The organism is Lysinibacillus sp. FJAT-14222 (assembly GCF_001278875.1).
Lineage (GTDB): Bacteria > Bacillota > Bacilli > Bacillales_A > Planococcaceae > Lysinibacillus > Lysinibacillus agricola.
In genome coordinates, this window is the sequence record NZ_LIYL01000043.1 from 1 (window position 1) to 15,331 (window position 15,331).

A 15,331-nucleotide genomic window follows, 5' to 3' on the forward strand; every position below is an offset into this window, starting at 1 on the left:
TTACTCCTAATTATTTTCCTCAATTCTGAAAAACTAGCCAAATTCCCTAAATCTCAGATGGCTGTGAATAATTCAGGTTTATGTTTATTTTATTGTCTTTCATCAGATTAAATTGAATTTGCAATTTTAACGAATATTTCAAGTGATACTTTATCAGCAACGCCTTTATAGATCCCGACCATATATTGCAAATTATTTTTTTCAAAGACAAAAAAGTTAAACAATTGGTGTTCAAAATAAATCCCTTTCGTGTCATCTTGAGGTGTATATTTTTCACCTTCAAAGTCCAATCCTATAGGTTGTAGTAGTTGACCATTGTATAAATCGTTAAAAATATAGGTTTAATTAATCAAATAACTTAACTTTATTCAAAAAAACCGTAACTTAAATTCTATTTTTAAAACTTATACATATCCTTAACTATAAATTAAAGGAGGTATTTAATGTCCAAAAGGCAATTTTTCAAAAGGTGCGTTTTCCCATTGGCGATTTTCACCATTACGTTGTTCATTATTTTCTCTAACCCTTTTGCTAACCTTGCTAAAGAACCCGAAATAACTACAACTACGTATAGCAACAAAGAATTAATGCAATTCCATGAAAAATATTCTAGTCTACTGTATTCCATCCGTGCAGACTTACGGGATCAAGGCTATCCACTATCTGTAGATTTCGCTATGTTAAATGATGAAAAAGTTGAAATAATCATTAAAAGACATGAGATTAGTAATGAGCTTAAACCAAAAGAAATAAAAGAAGTAGAACAATTAGTAAACAAATTTATAGAGAAACAAAAATTCAATCCTACCATGTTTCAAATTCATATATCAAATTCTACTCAACCAGTACTAAAAACTGCAAACCGAATAAGCTATAATGATTTAATAGAGTATATTAGTTATCCCTTGTTGGATAAGGGTGTTAATGGATTTTATTTACATAATAAATTTTCCCCCGAGACCGCAGAGATTATAATTGAATTTGCAGATCCTATTGACGAAAATTCAAAAAATGAAATTCAAAAAATGACCAATCAAGTTTTGAAGAAAAATAATTTTGATACTAGTGTGGTGAAATTTGTTATAACTAACTAATTACAAAAAATATTAATCAATTAGAGATTTATGAGTCCTGTAGAGACTGTACCTGGACATTGTCCTTTTTGTTCTACCTCCGACTGTCGCTCCCTCATAGGAAGCAATCACGAGAGGTTCATCCTACTCAAGTTGCTGCACTTAATCCAGTACGAAGTAACTTGGCGCATCTTTACATCAGTCCTATGACCTTTAACCGCCTTAAATCCGATACTCTCAGCCTCGAATTATGTTTACAATTGTCTCCCAAAATACCTCTTAAGCCTGGTGCTTCCTATTACAATCTAACAAATCTATATTTTAGGAGCTACCATTTTCTCGAATATAAAGGTCGCATTTGTTTTAGCATTGACTTTTTTAGTGCCAGAGATTTTTTTTCATGGGAGTTCAATAAGAATTAAACACCTTATTATTTTTTTAAGGACTTTATTTTTAATAAAACAAATTTATTATCTCTTAACATATAAAAAATCTATAAAGTGACAATATTAATTATAATTTCCGCTTTAATATTCAACTATATATTTTATTTATTTATTCATAAAAAATATTCTAAGAAAAAACACAAACCCTGATACAGCAACGACTACACTGTACCAGGGTTGGTTTTCGATGTCACAATATCTTATATATTTATGACAAATCTAATTATAAATTGTGACAGCATTAGTTATAACTCACTACAATTATCTGTTAGCGAACCCTTACTCAACAGTCACTGATTTAGCCAAGTTACGTGGTTTATCCACATCACAGCGGCGGTGAAGTGCTGCGTAATAGCTAATTAACTGTAATGGCACTACAGATACAAGTGGTGTTAGGTATTCATGAACTTGAGGGATTACTAAACGGTCACCGTCTTCATCTACGCCAGCCATCGCAATAATACATGGATATGCTCCACGTGCAGCTACCTCTTTAACATTACCACGAATATTTAATGATACTGCTTCTTGTGTGACAAGGGCGAACACTGGTGTACCTTCTTCGATTAAGGCAATTGTTCCGTGTTTTAACTCGCCACCTGCGAAGCCTTCTGCTTGAATGTAAGAGATTTCTTTTAGCTTCAAGGCACCTTCAAGGCTTACATAGAAGTCGATGTTACGACCGATGAAGAATGCGTTGCGTGCGATTTTTAAGTAGTCCTCTGCGATGTCCTCTAATACATCTTTTGAATCAATAATTGTTTGGATACCATTTGCTGCAATCGCAAGTTCTTGTTTTAAATCGAACTCTAAGCCTTTGCCATTAGCCTTTGCAGTTACATACGCTGCTAGGGCAAGTACAGCTACTTGTGCTACATATGCTTTTGTTGAAGCTACTGCAATTTCTGGACCTGCATGTAGTAAAAGCGTATGATCCGCTTCACGTGATAGTGTAGAGCCAGGTACATTTGTAATTGTTAATGTTGGGTAACCAAGCTCTTTAATTTTCACAAGTACTTGACGGCTATCTGCTGTTTCACCTGATTGTGTAATAAAGATGAACAATGGTTTTTCCGATAGTAATGGCATATTGTAGCCGAATTCACTTGAAATATGAACTTCCACAGGGATACCAGCCATTTTTTCGAAATATTGCTTACCGATTAAGCCTGCATGATAGCTTGTTCCGGCTGCAATAATATATAGACGGTCTGCTGCTCGTAATGCTTCTAAAATATCAGCGTCAATTGTTAATTCGCCATTCTCACCTTCGTATGCTTGAATAATTTTACGAATAACTGTTGGCTGCTCATCCATTTCTTTTAGCATGTAGTGAGGGTAAGTACCTTTTTCAATATCGCTCATATCAAGCTCTGCTGTATAAGGTGCACGCTCTACTACTGAACCGTCTAATTTTGTAATTTCAACGCCAGCTTTGTGTACGATTACGACTTCTTTATCATGTAACTCCACATATTGATCTGTTACCTGTAGCATCGCCATTGCATCAGAAGCTACAACATTGAAGCCTTCACCAACACCTACTAAAAGTGGAGATTTGTTTTTCGCAACGAAAATTGTATCCGCCGCTTCTGCATCTAAAAGCGCTAATGCGTAAGAGCCGTGTAATAGAGATAGAGTCTTACGGAACGCCTCAGCTGTGCTTAAACCTTCTTTCACAAATAGCTCTACTAATTGCACGATGACCTCTGTGTCTGTATCAGATTTCATCGGAATACCTTTTAAATAAGTTTTTTGTAATAAATGATAGTTTTCAATAACTCCGTTGTGTACTAGCGTAAAACGTCCTGATGTACTTTGGTGAGGGTGTGCATTCAAACGGTTTGGCACACCATGAGTTGCCCAACGTGTATGACCAATACCCACTTTTGCAGCAACGTCCTCGTCCACCGCGTCACGTAAATCGGCAATACGACCCTTTTCTTTGAATACTGTTACACCATCTTCATTACGTACTGCAATACCTGCTGAGTCATAGCCACGGTACTCTAGTTTCTCTAAACCTTTTAATAAGATTTCCTTTGCATCTGATTCACCAATATATCCTACAATTCCACACATAAATTTCTTGTCCTCCGATATCGTCAATTTGACGCAATGACAAACTAGACCTCAACTTATCGAATTTTTTTATGAATATAAAAGCTATACTTATTTTCACAGAAAATAAGCGTAACTAATACATACATATTCCTAACACTCATTCAGCCGTCTGAATAGTTATCATTCGATACGTGAAGTTTCTCTATTTATCTATTGCTTTAACTATACCTTCTCCATTTTCTGTACATTCAATCACTCAAATGCTTTCAAAATGAAAAATGACAATCGGGTATGTCGATTGGGAGGCATCCGCCGAATTTTCGATAAACCTCCACCTCGTCTGCTGAAGATCGTTTCGTCCAATTTCTTCAGCTCAGGCGCTATAATTGTTTTCCGATTTTGCGCTTTCTTCCCTCCTTATGCGCTATCGTTAAAATGATAAGGTCGGACCTCATCTTCAACTTCTCCATCATACTCAATCATATGCTGTACGTCAAATTTTCGTTATAAAAAACACCTATTTATCCTCCATTTTAGTGACAAAATGTAGACAAACAATCTGCTATAAAGCATTATTTTGAAATTCCTATTAAATATATGATGTTTTTTTCATAGGTCAGCAACAACTATTCTCTGCTATGGATTTGTGTTGAACTGAGCCCAAGAACATATTCATCTGAACGAAAACCCCATTTTTTAATCGCTTGACAAAGGCCACTACTTAGCAATACTATATACAGTACTTAGCAACACTTAGTACAGAGAAACTAAGCTTGTGGCCTGGGGGTGAGATCGTGGATAATCTGAGCGAAATGCTCAAAGGAGTTTTAGAAGGTATTGTTTTAGAAATCATCAGCCGTGGCGAAATTTATGGTTATGAGATTGTCAAATATCTCACACAGATGGGGTTCGAGGGCATAGCTGAAGGAACTGTTTATGCGCTACTTATGCGGTTAGAAAGAAATCGTCTTGTCAATATTGTCAAAAAGCCATCTGAAATTGGTCCACCGAGGAAATTTTATACGCTGAATGAACAAGGGCGAGAAAAATTGATGTCCTTCTGGGCTAAATGGGATTTTTTAAGTAGTCGTATTGAAATTTTAAGAAATGATGGAGGAAGCAAGCATGAGTTTTAGTCGTGAAATTCAGGAGAGAATTAATCGTTTTGCGAAAGAACAATCCCAGAATTATTTGCAGGACGCTGAAATGACTTATATGGAAAAACTGCGCAAGAAAAGTGGGCAAACTAAACGTAAAATCGACAAACAACTGTCAAAGTTTAAAGGGCGTTCCAATCAGGGGCGAGAGGCGCAAGACGACATGATACTATATATGAGCGATTATATGAATGATTTGATGTCACAAGGTTTAACGGAGCAGGAAGCTTTTAATAAGGCAAGCGAGGAAATGAAATTCGCCAGCAACTCTGAGCAATCCGAGGATTTAAATGAACGCTTCCAGCAGTATTACGAAACTCGTGATCCCGCAGATTATGAGGCGATTGGGTTGTTTTATGGTGGGTTCCTGTTTTTAGGCTTAGGCATCGGCGGATTAATCGGCTTTCTAACTGGCGGTGGATATGAAGCATTTTTTGACAGAGGCTGGATTGACACTGCAATCGGCGCTGGTATTGGCATTATCATTGGTATTGGACTTGGGCAAATTACCAATGCCATTATAGCGTTAAAAAAGAGATAGAATTGATGTAATAGAATTTATTACTTTCAAAAAATAAAAGGCACAGGCAAACTCGCTTGTGCCCTTTAAGTTTAACCTTCTTTACTTTCCAATAATTTCACAATTTCTCGATTAAATGCTGGTAAGTCATCTGGTGTGCGACTTGTTACTAGTTGTTTTTGACAAACAAATACTTCTTCGTCATGGAAAATCGCGCCTGCATTTTCTAAATCTACTCGAATTGATTTATAGCCAGTTGCATCACGACCGTTTAATGTTTTTGCTGTAATGAGTAGCTGAGGTCCATGACAAATGGCAAAGGTCGGTTTCATGTCGTCCATAAATTCCTTTACAAATGCCACAACACGATCGTCTACGCGTAATATATCAGGAGAAAAACCACCTGGGATGAACAATGCATCGAATTCAGAGGCTGTCACCTCATCGATACCTTTATCAATTTTAACTTTCTCTCCATGCTTACCTTCTACCTCAATGCCTACTGTCGTATCTATCGTGATTAGTTCATGACCTGCCGCTTCTAATGCTCCTTTAGGGCTCGTATATTCAGCGTCCTCAAACATATTGGTAATCACCGTAGCAATTTTAGCCATTGCAATACAACACTCCTTGTTAATCTGACTCTGTACTACTGTTCCCATTCTTTTCGAAAACATTCATTTCGTCAGCGTGTTTTCAATAATTAAGGCCAATTTCATTCTATCCCGTTCTGACCTCTATCCGTCATTTTCGACTTTGATGATTCTATCATTAACTCTTGCATACCTAAAAAAAATATTATAAAACCTAATAAAAAAACTCGACCCCCTTATTAAAGGAAATCGAGTTTATATACTATTTATTCAGCTAAGCCCATTTCAGCACGGACAACATCTGCAATACGCTCTACGTAACGCTCGCAGTCTGCCTCTGTAGCTGCTTCTACCATTACTCGTACAAGTGGCTCTGTACCAGAAGGACGTACTAAAACGCGACCGTTGCCAGCCATATCTGCTTCTACATCAGTAATCACTGCAGCAACCTTTGCATTCTCTGTCACAGCATGCTTGTCTGTTACACGTACGTTGACTAAACGCTGTGGGAAAATTTTCATTTCAGAGGCAAGCTCCGACAGTTTTTTACCTGTAGCTTTCATAATGTTGACAAGCTGAATACCTGTTAATAAACCGTCACCAGTTGTATTAAAGTCTAAGAAAACAATATGACCAGATTGCTCGCCACCTAAATTATAATCATTGGCACGCATTTCTTCCACGACATAACGATCACCTACAGCTGTTTGTACACTATGCATTTCATTATCTTCAACAGCTTTGTAGAAGCCCATGTTACTCATAACCGTTGAAACGATTGTTTGCTTTTTCAAGCGGCCAACTGCATTCAAATGCTTCCCAATGATGAACATAATTTGGTCACCATCAACGATTTTACCGTTTTCATCTACAGCGATTAACCGGTCACCATCGCCATCGAATGCTAATCCAACATCAGCACCCTTTTCTGCGACAAATTTAGCTAATCCTTCTGGATGTGTTGAGCCGACACCGTCATTAATATTTAAGCCTGTTGGTGAAGCACCCATCGTTGAAATATCCGCTTCTAAATCTGCAAATAGGTGTGTAGCTAGTGAAGACGTAGCACCATGTGCACAATCTAATGCGACATGGATACCATCAAATTCTTCATCCACTGTTTGTTTTAAGTATTGAATATATTTTTGTCCACCCTCGAAGTAGTCGCTTACAGAGCCTAAATCTGCCCCGATTGGACGTGGCAATGTATCCTCTTGTGCATCTAATATCGCTTCGATTTCGGCTTCTTGCGCATCAGTTAGCTTAAAGCCATCTGGACCGAAAAACTTAATGCCATTATCGGCAACTGGGTTATGTGAAGCTGAAATCATGACGCCTGCATCTGCGCTCATAATTCGAGTAAGATAAGCCACACCTGGTGTCGAAATAACACCTAGACGCATCACCTCTACGCCGATTGATAAAAGACCAGCTACAAGTGCACCTTCAAGCATTTCACCTGAAATACGTGTGTCACGACCGATTAAAACCTTTGGACGGTCAGTTGCATCCTTCGTTAAAACATAGCCACCTATGCGGCCAAGTTTAAATGCAAGTTCCGGTGTTAATTCACTATTCGCGACGCCACGGACGCCATCTGTTCCAAAATATTTACCCATTTTGATTATTCTCTCCTTCAATGCAAGACGGTGGTCACGCTTGTCTACGCTGACAACTAGACCGCCCATCTGCTTACTTTTGGAAAAGTCAATTTTCGTTCATTCACTGGTAACTATTAATTATGCCCCTATACGAATTTATCTTAGCTTGTCATGAGTCCCTCTTTCCAGTCAGCACAGATAAATTTAGCATAGGGTATTTTGATTTTAGCCTGAGCACCTTGTTTCCGTTAGTGTATCAAATCCGAAAATGAATGCCCTTACTGATAGAGAACGAAATCTCTACTGAATCAAAATAAAATTATAGTCAGTTATTGTCTAAGAATCAATATCTTCTGTTTGCTCAGTAGGCGTGTCTTCCTCAGGAGGAGTGATAGATTCCTCTGAAGGAGGCGAAGGAGTAGGTGTAGGAGCAGGTGTCGTTGTTGTTGGAGTAGTTGTAGTTTTTTCCTGCTCTACCTTCGAAATATCTGCTTTCACTTTAATTCTTGATTCAGATATTTTTGTCACGCCTTCTGGTAATTTTACATCAAATTCATAAGTTTTTGATTCTGTAATTTTTGATAGGTCAACCTCAAGTGGTATTGCCGTTAATGCATCTATGATAGATTTTTTACCGTACACTTTCACCGTTGTAGGACTAAATGTTAATTGGTTGACGGTAATACCATCCGCCGCTGTCCCTATTTCCTTAAGCACAACAGGCAACTCTCTACTGTATGCCCCAATATCTACTTGTACCTTCACAGTTTCCGGTTCAATCGTCACATCTAACTTATTTAAATCACGATCTAGTACTTTAACTGCCGCTACCTGTGAGAATGGTTCTTTCAAGCCTTGCTCACCCGTTACAGTAGCTTTTACATAGCTAATGTTTTCAATTGCACTTTTAGGACCTGTAACATACACCGTAGCTGGATTAGCAGTCATGCCCTTTAATATATATCCTTCTTCAATTAAACGATTATTCATCTCAGGGTCAACACGAAACTCTTGCGTGACCTTTTCCTCAATATTTACCTTTACAGTTGCCGGGTCTAATGTAACTTGCAATTTTTCAGAAATATTCTCGTACTTCAGCCTTACGTTATGTTCACCAATTAGTAAATTACTTAAATCTACGAATATGGAAAAATCCTTTGATGCCTGTGCTTGTAAAACGAGTGGCATCGAGCCTTTTATTGTAACATTCACCGTCTTTGGTATGCCTGTTACAATGAGATTTTTATCGTCATAAAAAACATCTACTGGTACATCTCGAATTACCGCTGTTTGCTCACTTGTTATTGTTTTCTTTGTAGGAGATAACTCAGTACGAACGGAGAAAAATAGCAAACAGGCTAGAAATAATGCGATGATTCGTAAAACCCAAGGGCTATCCATCATTTTATCCATTCTTTTTCCCCCTCCAAGTCAACTTAGAGGTTGCATTTGATTCTTGTGCTGATCCGAACCACATTTTACGTAACAGTGCTTCGAATTCCTCTAGAGAAAGATTACGATGTAGGTTACCATTCACTGTAATACTAATGGCACCAGTTTCCTCGGATACGACAATAGTAATGGCATCTGTCACTTCACTTAAGCCTAGTGCAGCACGGTGGCGTGTCCCAAGCTCTTTTGAGATAAACGGACTTTCAGAAAGCGGTAAATAACAAGCTGCTGCCGTTACTTTATCTTTCTGCATAATAACCGCTCCATCATGAAGTGGTGTGTTAGGTATGAAAATGTTGATAAGTAACTCAGATGAGATTTCAGCATTTAGACCTATGCCCGTTTCGATATATTCATTTAGACCAGTTTCTTTCTCAATAGAAATTAACGCCCCAATACGGCGTTTGGCCATATAACTAACTGATTTCTTCATGGCCTCAATAAGTCTTGTTTGCTCTTCCTCCACTTGACTAGTTGAGCGTTGGAATAACTTTCCTCGACCAATTTGTTCAAGACCACGTCTTATTTCAGGTTGGAAAATGATAATAATCGCCAAGAAACCGAATTCGATTACTTGTTGTAGCATCCAACCTAAAGTTTCTAACCCTAAATAGTCAGTAGCGATGCGCGCAATAATAATCACGAAAATTCCTTTTAATAATTGGACAGCTTTCGTACCTTTAATGAGGGTTAAAATTTTATAAACAACGTACCAAACAAGCAGTACATCTATGAAGTTAATAACAATATTCACGGGTGTTAAATCAGCGAATTGTTCGATAATTTGCACGTGGCATCCCCCACTTTTCATTGCGAATCCATACACATTTAAGTATAGCACATTCTTAACAAATGTAACTTTTTTCAAATAAAAAGTCTACTCAAAAGAGTAGACCTTTCAGCCTCTCACGTGCACTATCTTTTAGGACGTATAGAGTGTTATTTAGTTGCTTGTTTTTCCTCGAATGTCATGGCAGACTTTACTGAATTTTTGATCGTATACCAAAGCCATTCGAATGCTTCGTCAATTTCCTCTATTTTACCTGAAACAACTGCCGAAGATGCCATATACTGTCCGTTAATAACGGTAATATTTCCATCCACTTCACCCTCAACAATTAAATCGCCATTTTTAACAACAATGTCGCCTTTTACAACTTCGCCCTCCGGCACAATGACCGTCTGACCTTCAACAACTAGGTTTGGTTGTTTAGTCACGGAGAAGTGTTGGTCATCCATGAAACTACCAAGTAAAGTTGCACTCATGAATAAACAAAAAACTGCCGCTGCCACAAAGAACGGATGCCGGCGAATCCATTTTTGCATGCCTACACGACTTTTGGGTTTCGGTAAACGAGCCATCACGGCTTCTTCAAAATGCGGAGGTGCTGTAATATGGGAAGCACTCTTCACAAAAGCGATTGTTTCACTCAATTCTTGCATCAATTGTTTACAATCACTGCATGTATGCAAATGTTGTTTTAACTCATGCTCATGCTCACGACGAATGTCACCATCTAAATAATCATGCATATAGTCTATTATATGCTCTGGACAAGTATTCATGACGCTTCCCCTCCTACAGATTGTTTAATTGCTTACGTAATGCTTCACGTCCGCGGTGAATTCTCGTTTTCACCGTTCCAAGAGGCATATCTAAAATCTCACTAATTTCCTGCAACGATAATTCTTCAATATATTTCAATACTATAACTGAACGGTATTTATCCGGCAAACGTCCAATCTCATATTGAATGCGATCTTGCAGTTCCATTTGCTCTATTTGTTCCTCTGGTAGCTGGTCATCTGCTGCGATTTGCGAATACATATTAAGCCCTTCTGTACCAGCTACTTCTGCATCTAAATAGTAATCCGGCTTTTTCTTCCGGATACGGTCTATACAAAGGTTTGTCGCTATGCGATAAAGCCACGTCGAAAATTTTCTTTTTTGATCAAAAGTATGCAAGTTCATATAGGCACGAACAAACGCCTCCTGTGCAATATCCTCAGATTCTTGCTTGTTCCCTAACATCCTATAGCATACTTGGTACAGTTTGTGCTGATAGAGACTCACAATATCGGCAAATGCGTTTTGATCGCCTTTAAGCACTTGTTTTATTCTCTTGTTTACTAACGCATCCATTGTGTTGATTTCTCCACCTTTACAACTGTCTTATACTATACGACCCATCGATAAGAAAAGTTTCATTTTGTTATTAATTATAACAAAAGATTTTTATACATTGTGGCAATAGGTAATTTTTCGTTAAATTTCTTTAAACTAGAGTTTCACCAAATAAAGATCCCATTAATGCAACAGCAACATCTGCCGTTTTATTCTTTTCATCTAAAATTGGGTTAACCTCAACAAATTCAGCGGATGTTAACATATCTGATTCCTGAAGCATTTCCATCGCTAAATGGCTTTCTCGATATGTAATACCACCAGGTACAGGTGTCCCAACCCCTGGAGTATAAAGTGGATCTAACCCATCTAAATCGAGTGATAAATGCAGACCATCTACATTGCGCTCTCTTAAATAGGCAAGAGCATCTTCCATTACACGTGTCATGCCAAGACGATCTATCTCATGCATTGTGTACACCTTGATTCCTTGCTGACTAATTAATTCACGCTCACCTGGATCTACAGAACGTGCCCCAATAATAATGACGTTTTCAGGTTTAATTTTCGGCGCATAATTACGAATTTGCACTAAGCGTTCATGACCTAGCCCAATGCTAACAGCTAAAGGCATACCATGTATATTACCAGACGGTGTCGTTTCAGGTATATTAAGGTCAGCATGCGCATCAAACCAAATAACACCTAAGTTTTTATAATGCTCCCCAAGCCCTGCAAGAGTGCCAATTGCAATACTATGATCGCCACCAAATACTAGTGGAAACTCCTTCTGTTCCACTGCTTCATTTACAATGTTTGCTAAAGATGTACTTACATCAACAACTTCCTCTAAATTTAGTAGTTGCTTATCGACAATAATGCCTTCTTGTTTCTGACTAACACGTATATCCCCTTTATCATGTACCTCATGACCAATTGCCTCTAAGCGTTCTACAACACCTGCGTAGCGGATAGCACTCGGTCCCATATCTACTCCTCTGCGTGTTTGCCCATAATCAGTTGGCACACCAATAATAGAAATATTTAGTTTATTCATCTTTTTATACCCCCTTTGAGTTGTAAGACTATTGTAAAGCCTATATCCACCTTGGCTCAACTCAACAATTTTATGAATATTTATACAATTAAGAGGGATCAATACAAAAATCGGTTTGTTGTTATGAAAGCATATGAAGTGGAGGGAGTCGAGTGCTCCTGTCGTCTATCGTCGCAGAGCTAAGCTTCCTATGGGAATAGCGTGAGTTCTGAGCCCTCGCAGGAGCGAACTATGAATAAAGAAGAGGCTCAGGCCACGCCCGCGTAAAGCGTGCTCCCGAAGTGGAATGTGCAGTCAAGTACACATTTTAGTGAAGATCCTTAAAAAGAGCATAAAAAAATCTCCTACTGTTTTCAGCAAGAGATTAGTATCTGTAGTTAATGTAACACTTTTTAATATATTTTATTCTATATAAAAGTGAGCCATGAAGGACTCGAACCTTCGACCCTCTGATTAAAAGTCAGATGCTCTACCAACTGAGCTAATGGCTCATAAAAGAAAGAATGGCTGGGGTACTAGGATTCGAACCTAGGCATGACGGAATCAAAATCCGTTGCCTTACCGCTTGGCTATACCCCAATCATTTATAAAAAAACTGGTGGAGGGGGACGGATTCGAACCGCCGAACCCTAAGGAGCGGATTTACAGTCCGCCGCGTTTAGCCACTTCGCTACCCCTCCGAAATAACACATTATGGTGGAGGATGACGGGCTCGAACCGCCGACCCTCTGCTTGTAAGGCAGATGCTCTCCCAGCTGAGCTAATCCTCCATAGAAACAGGTGTTTATTTCTTCACAGTTAATTTTCTTTTTAAGCCTTCGCATTACTACAAAGTTTTTAAAATGGTGACCCCTACGGGATTCGAACCCGTGTTACCGCCGTGAAAGGGCGGTGTCTTAACCACTTGACCAAGGGGCCATTATTATATGTCTCAAACAAGACAATACTTATAATAACATTATTTACTTTTTGATGCAACACTTTTTTAAAAAAATTTATATGTATAACATCAACATAAAAATGAACAAAAAAATGGCTCCGAAGGCAGGACTCGAACCTGCGACAACCTGATTAACAGTCAGGTGCTACTACCAACTGAGCTACNCAATACTATTCAATTCGGTTTTTTTAAAACCTCTTAAGTACATTTATTATTATAGCAAGCATTATAAATTATACAATACTTTTTATGAAAATTTTTATATATTTTGTCGAAGCTTTCCTTCGCATTAACTAAAAGCATGATAGTTCTCTATTAAATCTAATATTTCTATATTATGTATAGAATATTCTTGCTGTATATTATTGTAATTGTTAAAATGGAAATAGTTTTATGAATTTTCTATCAAATTTGTTTGGGGGAGGAATGTTCACATGGTAACAAACGATTTAATTGCACCAGAATTTTATAATATTACAGAGGAATTAGAGAAGTTTTCTCAAGATAGTGATCGTCAAGCCATCCGATGGCTAAATACTCAACAGGAGCGCCGAGAAATTTCCTATGTTGAACTTGTACAAAAAATGAATCAATACGCACATGCCTTTACGAAGAAGGGGCTTCAAAAAGGAGATCGCGTATTAGTTATTATTCCACGATTGCCTGAGGCTTACTTTGTCTTCCTTGGCTGTCTAAAGGCTGGGATTGTTCCTATTTCATGTTCAGAAATGTTACGTGCAAGTGATTTAGAATATCGGATGGAGCACTCTTCTGCAAGTGCCGTAATTACCTATGAAGCGTTCACTAGTGAGGTAGATCGTATTACTTCTTCAGTAGAGGCTTTAAATAATAAATTGATCATAGGTACTGCTACAGGCGATTGGACATCTTTAGATGAATTGGCTAGTACACAGCCAGATACATTTACTGCAGCTGCTACAAAAAGAGAGGATATGGCATTTCTTTCTTATACATCTGGCACGACTGGCAAACCAAAAGGGGTTGTTCATTCGCACGGTTGGGGATATGCACATATTAGAACAGCCGCTTCTCAATGGCTTTGTGTACGTGAACGTGATTTAGTATGGGCTACAGCAGCTCCAGGGTGGCAAAAATGGATTTGGAGCCCATTTTTATCGACTATTATGCTGGGCGCAACTGCATTTGTATATCATGGAGGATTTGATGCAAAAACATACCTTCAACTAATTCAAGATGAGAAGGTCAATGTATTATGCTGTACTCCAACGGAATACCGAATTATGGCGAAGATTGATACTTTAAAAGACTATAATCTATCTTCTCTACGTAGTGCTGTTTCTGCTGGTGAACCATTAAATCGACCAGTCATCGAAACATTTATGAACAACTTTGGACTTAAAGTACGTGATGGCTATGGTCAAACGGAAAATACTTTATTAATCGGCACACTTGAAAATACTGAGTTACGTCCGGGTTCAATGGGTGTTCCTACTCCAGGCAATATTGTGCGTATTATAGATCATGAAGGCAACGAGGCACCGATTGGTGAAGTTGGAGATATCGCGGTACACAAATCATCTCCTGCTCTATTTAAAGAGTACTATCGCGAGCCTGAACGTACACAAGCTGCCTTCCGTGGCGATTGGTATATTACTGGTGACCAAGCTAAATGTGATGAAGAAGGTTATTTCTGGTTTGAAGGTCGAGGAGATGACATTATTATTTCATCAGGCTATACAATTGGGCCATTTGAGGTAGAGGATGCTCTAAATAAACATGAAGCTGTACAAGAATGTGCTGTTGTTGCAGCACCAGATGAAATTAGAGGACATATTGTTAAAGCCTTTGTCATCTTACGAGAAGGCTTCAGAGATCGTGATGAAGACGAGTTAACAAAAGAGCTGCAGGAGCATGTTAAAGCATTAACAGCGCCTTATAAATATCCTCGTAGTATTGTCTTTATCGATGAACTACCAAAAACAACTTCTGGCAAGATTCGTCGTATCGAGCTACGAGCAGCAACTGTATAAAATCAATTTCTCCTTGACGTAATTACGTCCGGCGTTGCCACAGGACGTGACGTTCTTAGGCTGAGTTCCTCTATTTAATGAAGATAAATAAAAGAGACATTTCACCAATCACACTCGGTTGAAATGTCTTCTTTTTATATATTTATAGTGTCATTTACTATTTCTTTGGACATAAAAAAAGCCACTACTGAGTTTGTCAGCAGCGACTTTTTGCGCCTAGCGACGTCCTACTCTCACAGGGGGAAGCCCCCAACTACCATCGGCGCTAAAGAGCTTAACTTCCGTGTTCGG

General features: G+C 38.4%; 12 protein-coding genes and 5 tRNA genes. 4 read left to right on the forward strand and 13 right to left on the reverse strand.

Annotation, left to right across the window (positions count from 1 at the left end):
* Positions 1-443 precede the first annotated feature (443 nt).
* The gene (locus tag AN161_RS17090; protein WP_053595553.1) at positions 444-1,094 is read left to right on the forward strand and encodes a hypothetical protein; all 651 of its coding nucleotides are present in this window, start codon (positions 444-446) and stop codon (positions 1,092-1,094) included.
* Positions 1,095-1,798: 704 nt separating this feature from the next.
* On the opposite strand, the gene glmS is transcribed toward AN161_RS17090, so the two are convergent.
* The gene (glmS, locus tag AN161_RS17095) at positions 1,799-3,601 is read right to left on the reverse strand and encodes a glutamine--fructose-6-phosphate transaminase (isomerizing) (RefSeq protein ID WP_053595554.1); all 1,803 of its coding nucleotides are present in this window, start codon (positions 3,599-3,601) and stop codon (positions 1,799-1,801) included.
* A gap of 776 nt (positions 3,602-4,377) precedes the next feature.
* Between glmS and AN161_RS17100 the strand changes: the two genes are divergently transcribed.
* Together AN161_RS17100 and AN161_RS17105 are read left to right on the forward strand one after the other, a co-directional pair.
* Positions 4,378-4,719 carry a PadR family transcriptional regulator gene (locus AN161_RS17100; RefSeq protein WP_198926904.1) on the forward strand — a complete coding sequence of 114 codons (342 nt, stop codon included), beginning with the start codon at positions 4,378-4,380 and terminating at the stop codon, positions 4,717-4,719.
* Positions 4,709-5,281 (forward strand): hypothetical protein, encoded by a 573-nt coding sequence (locus AN161_RS17105; RefSeq protein WP_053595555.1) that lies wholly within the window; start codon positions 4,709-4,711, stop codon positions 5,279-5,281. Before AN161_RS17100 ends, AN161_RS17105 begins: the two co-directional genes overlap by 11 nt.
* Before the next feature lie 71 nt (positions 5,282-5,352).
* On the opposite strand, the gene AN161_RS17110 is transcribed toward AN161_RS17105, so the two are convergent.
* The 12 genes from AN161_RS17110 to AN161_RS17165 all read right to left on the reverse strand — a co-directional run bounded on the left by AN161_RS17110 (position 5,353) and on the right by AN161_RS17165 (position 13,006).
* Positions 5,353-5,874, reverse strand: coding sequence for a type 1 glutamine amidotransferase domain-containing protein (locus tag AN161_RS17110; RefSeq protein WP_053595556.1), 522 nt, complete (start codon positions 5,872-5,874; stop codon positions 5,353-5,355).
* Positions 5,875-6,119: 245 nt separating this feature from the next.
* Positions 6,120-7,472, reverse strand: coding sequence for a phosphoglucosamine mutase (gene glmM, locus AN161_RS17115; RefSeq protein WP_053595557.1), 1,353 nt, complete (start codon positions 7,470-7,472; stop codon positions 6,120-6,122).
* Positions 7,473-7,790: 318 nt separating this feature from the next.
* Entirely contained in the window at positions 7,791-8,867 is a 1,077-nt protein-coding gene (locus AN161_RS17120) for a CdaR family protein (RefSeq protein WP_053595558.1), read from the reverse strand.
* The gene (gene cdaA / locus AN161_RS17125) at positions 8,860-9,696 is read right to left on the reverse strand and encodes a diadenylate cyclase CdaA (RefSeq protein ID WP_143114885.1); all 837 of its coding nucleotides are present in this window, start codon (positions 9,694-9,696) and stop codon (positions 8,860-8,862) included. Before cdaA ends, AN161_RS17120 begins: the two co-directional genes overlap by 8 nt.
* Before the next feature lie 149 nt (positions 9,697-9,845).
* Entirely contained in the window at positions 9,846-10,472 is a 627-nt protein-coding gene (locus AN161_RS17130; RefSeq protein ID WP_053595559.1) for an anti-sigma factor, read from the reverse strand.
* A gap of 13 nt (positions 10,473-10,485) precedes the next feature.
* Complete coding sequence (gene sigW, locus AN161_RS17135; RefSeq protein ID WP_053595560.1) at positions 10,486-11,049, reverse strand: RNA polymerase sigma factor SigW; 564 nt, start codon at positions 11,047-11,049, stop codon at positions 10,486-10,488.
* 133 nt (positions 11,050-11,182) lie between these two features.
* On the reverse strand, positions 11,183-12,088 hold the full coding sequence (gene rocF / locus AN161_RS17140) for an arginase (protein ID WP_053595561.1): 906 nt from the start codon (positions 12,086-12,088) through the stop codon (positions 11,183-11,185).
* 418 nt (positions 12,089-12,506) lie between these two features.
* A tRNA-Lys gene (locus AN161_RS17145) sits at positions 12,507-12,579 on the reverse strand.
* Positions 12,580-12,592: 13 nt separating this feature from the next.
* Positions 12,593-12,667 (reverse strand) — tRNA-Gln (locus AN161_RS17150).
* Positions 12,668-12,684: 17 nt separating this feature from the next.
* Positions 12,685-12,768 (reverse strand) — tRNA-Tyr (locus tag AN161_RS17155).
* A gap of 14 nt (positions 12,769-12,782) precedes the next feature.
* Positions 12,783-12,858: transfer RNA gene (locus tag AN161_RS17160), tRNA-Val, on the reverse strand.
* Positions 12,859-12,931: 73 nt separating this feature from the next.
* Positions 12,932-13,006: transfer RNA gene (locus AN161_RS17165), tRNA-Glu, on the reverse strand.
* Between the two features lie 456 nt (positions 13,007-13,462).
* Here AN161_RS17165 and AN161_RS17175 point away from each other — a divergent pair.
* Complete coding sequence (locus tag AN161_RS17175) at positions 13,463-15,040, forward strand: acyl--CoA ligase (RefSeq protein WP_053595562.1); 1,578 nt, start codon at positions 13,463-13,465, stop codon at positions 15,038-15,040.
* The last annotated feature ends 291 nt before the right edge of the window (positions 15,041-15,331 follow it).

Excerpts from the sequence above, each read along its gene's own strand:
- AN161_RS17090 (WP_053595553.1), top strand. The coding sequence starts at position 444 with ATGTCCAAAAGGCAATTTTTCAAAAGGTGCGTTTTCCCATTGGCGATT.
- glmS (WP_053595554.1), bottom strand. The coding sequence starts at position 3,601 with ATGTGTGGAATTGTAGGATATATTGGTGAATCAGATGCAAAGGAAATC.
- AN161_RS17105 (WP_053595555.1), top strand. The coding sequence starts at position 4,709 with ATGAGTTTTAGTCGTGAAATTCAGGAGAGAATTAATCGTTTTGCGAAA.
- AN161_RS17110 (WP_053595556.1), bottom strand. The coding sequence starts at position 5,874 with ATGGCTAAAATTGCTACGGTGATTACCAATATGTTTGAGGACGCTGAA.
- glmM (WP_053595557.1), bottom strand. The coding sequence starts at position 7,472 with ATGGGTAAATATTTTGGAACAGATGGCGTCCGTGGCGTCGCGAATAGT.
- AN161_RS17120 (WP_053595558.1), bottom strand. The coding sequence starts at position 8,867 with ATGGATAAAATGATGGATAGCCCTTGGGTTTTACGAATCATCGCATTA.
- AN161_RS17130 (WP_053595559.1), bottom strand. The coding sequence starts at position 10,472 with ATGAATACTTGTCCAGAGCATATAATAGACTATATGCATGATTATTTA.
- sigW (WP_053595560.1), bottom strand. The coding sequence starts at position 11,049 with ATGGATGCGTTAGTAAACAAGAGAATAAAACAAGTGCTTAAAGGCGAT.
- rocF (WP_053595561.1), bottom strand. The coding sequence starts at position 12,088 with ATGAATAAACTAAATATTTCTATTATTGGTGTGCCAACTGATTATGGG.
- AN161_RS17175 (WP_053595562.1), top strand. The coding sequence starts at position 13,463 with ATGGTAACAAACGATTTAATTGCACCAGAATTTTATAATATTACAGAG.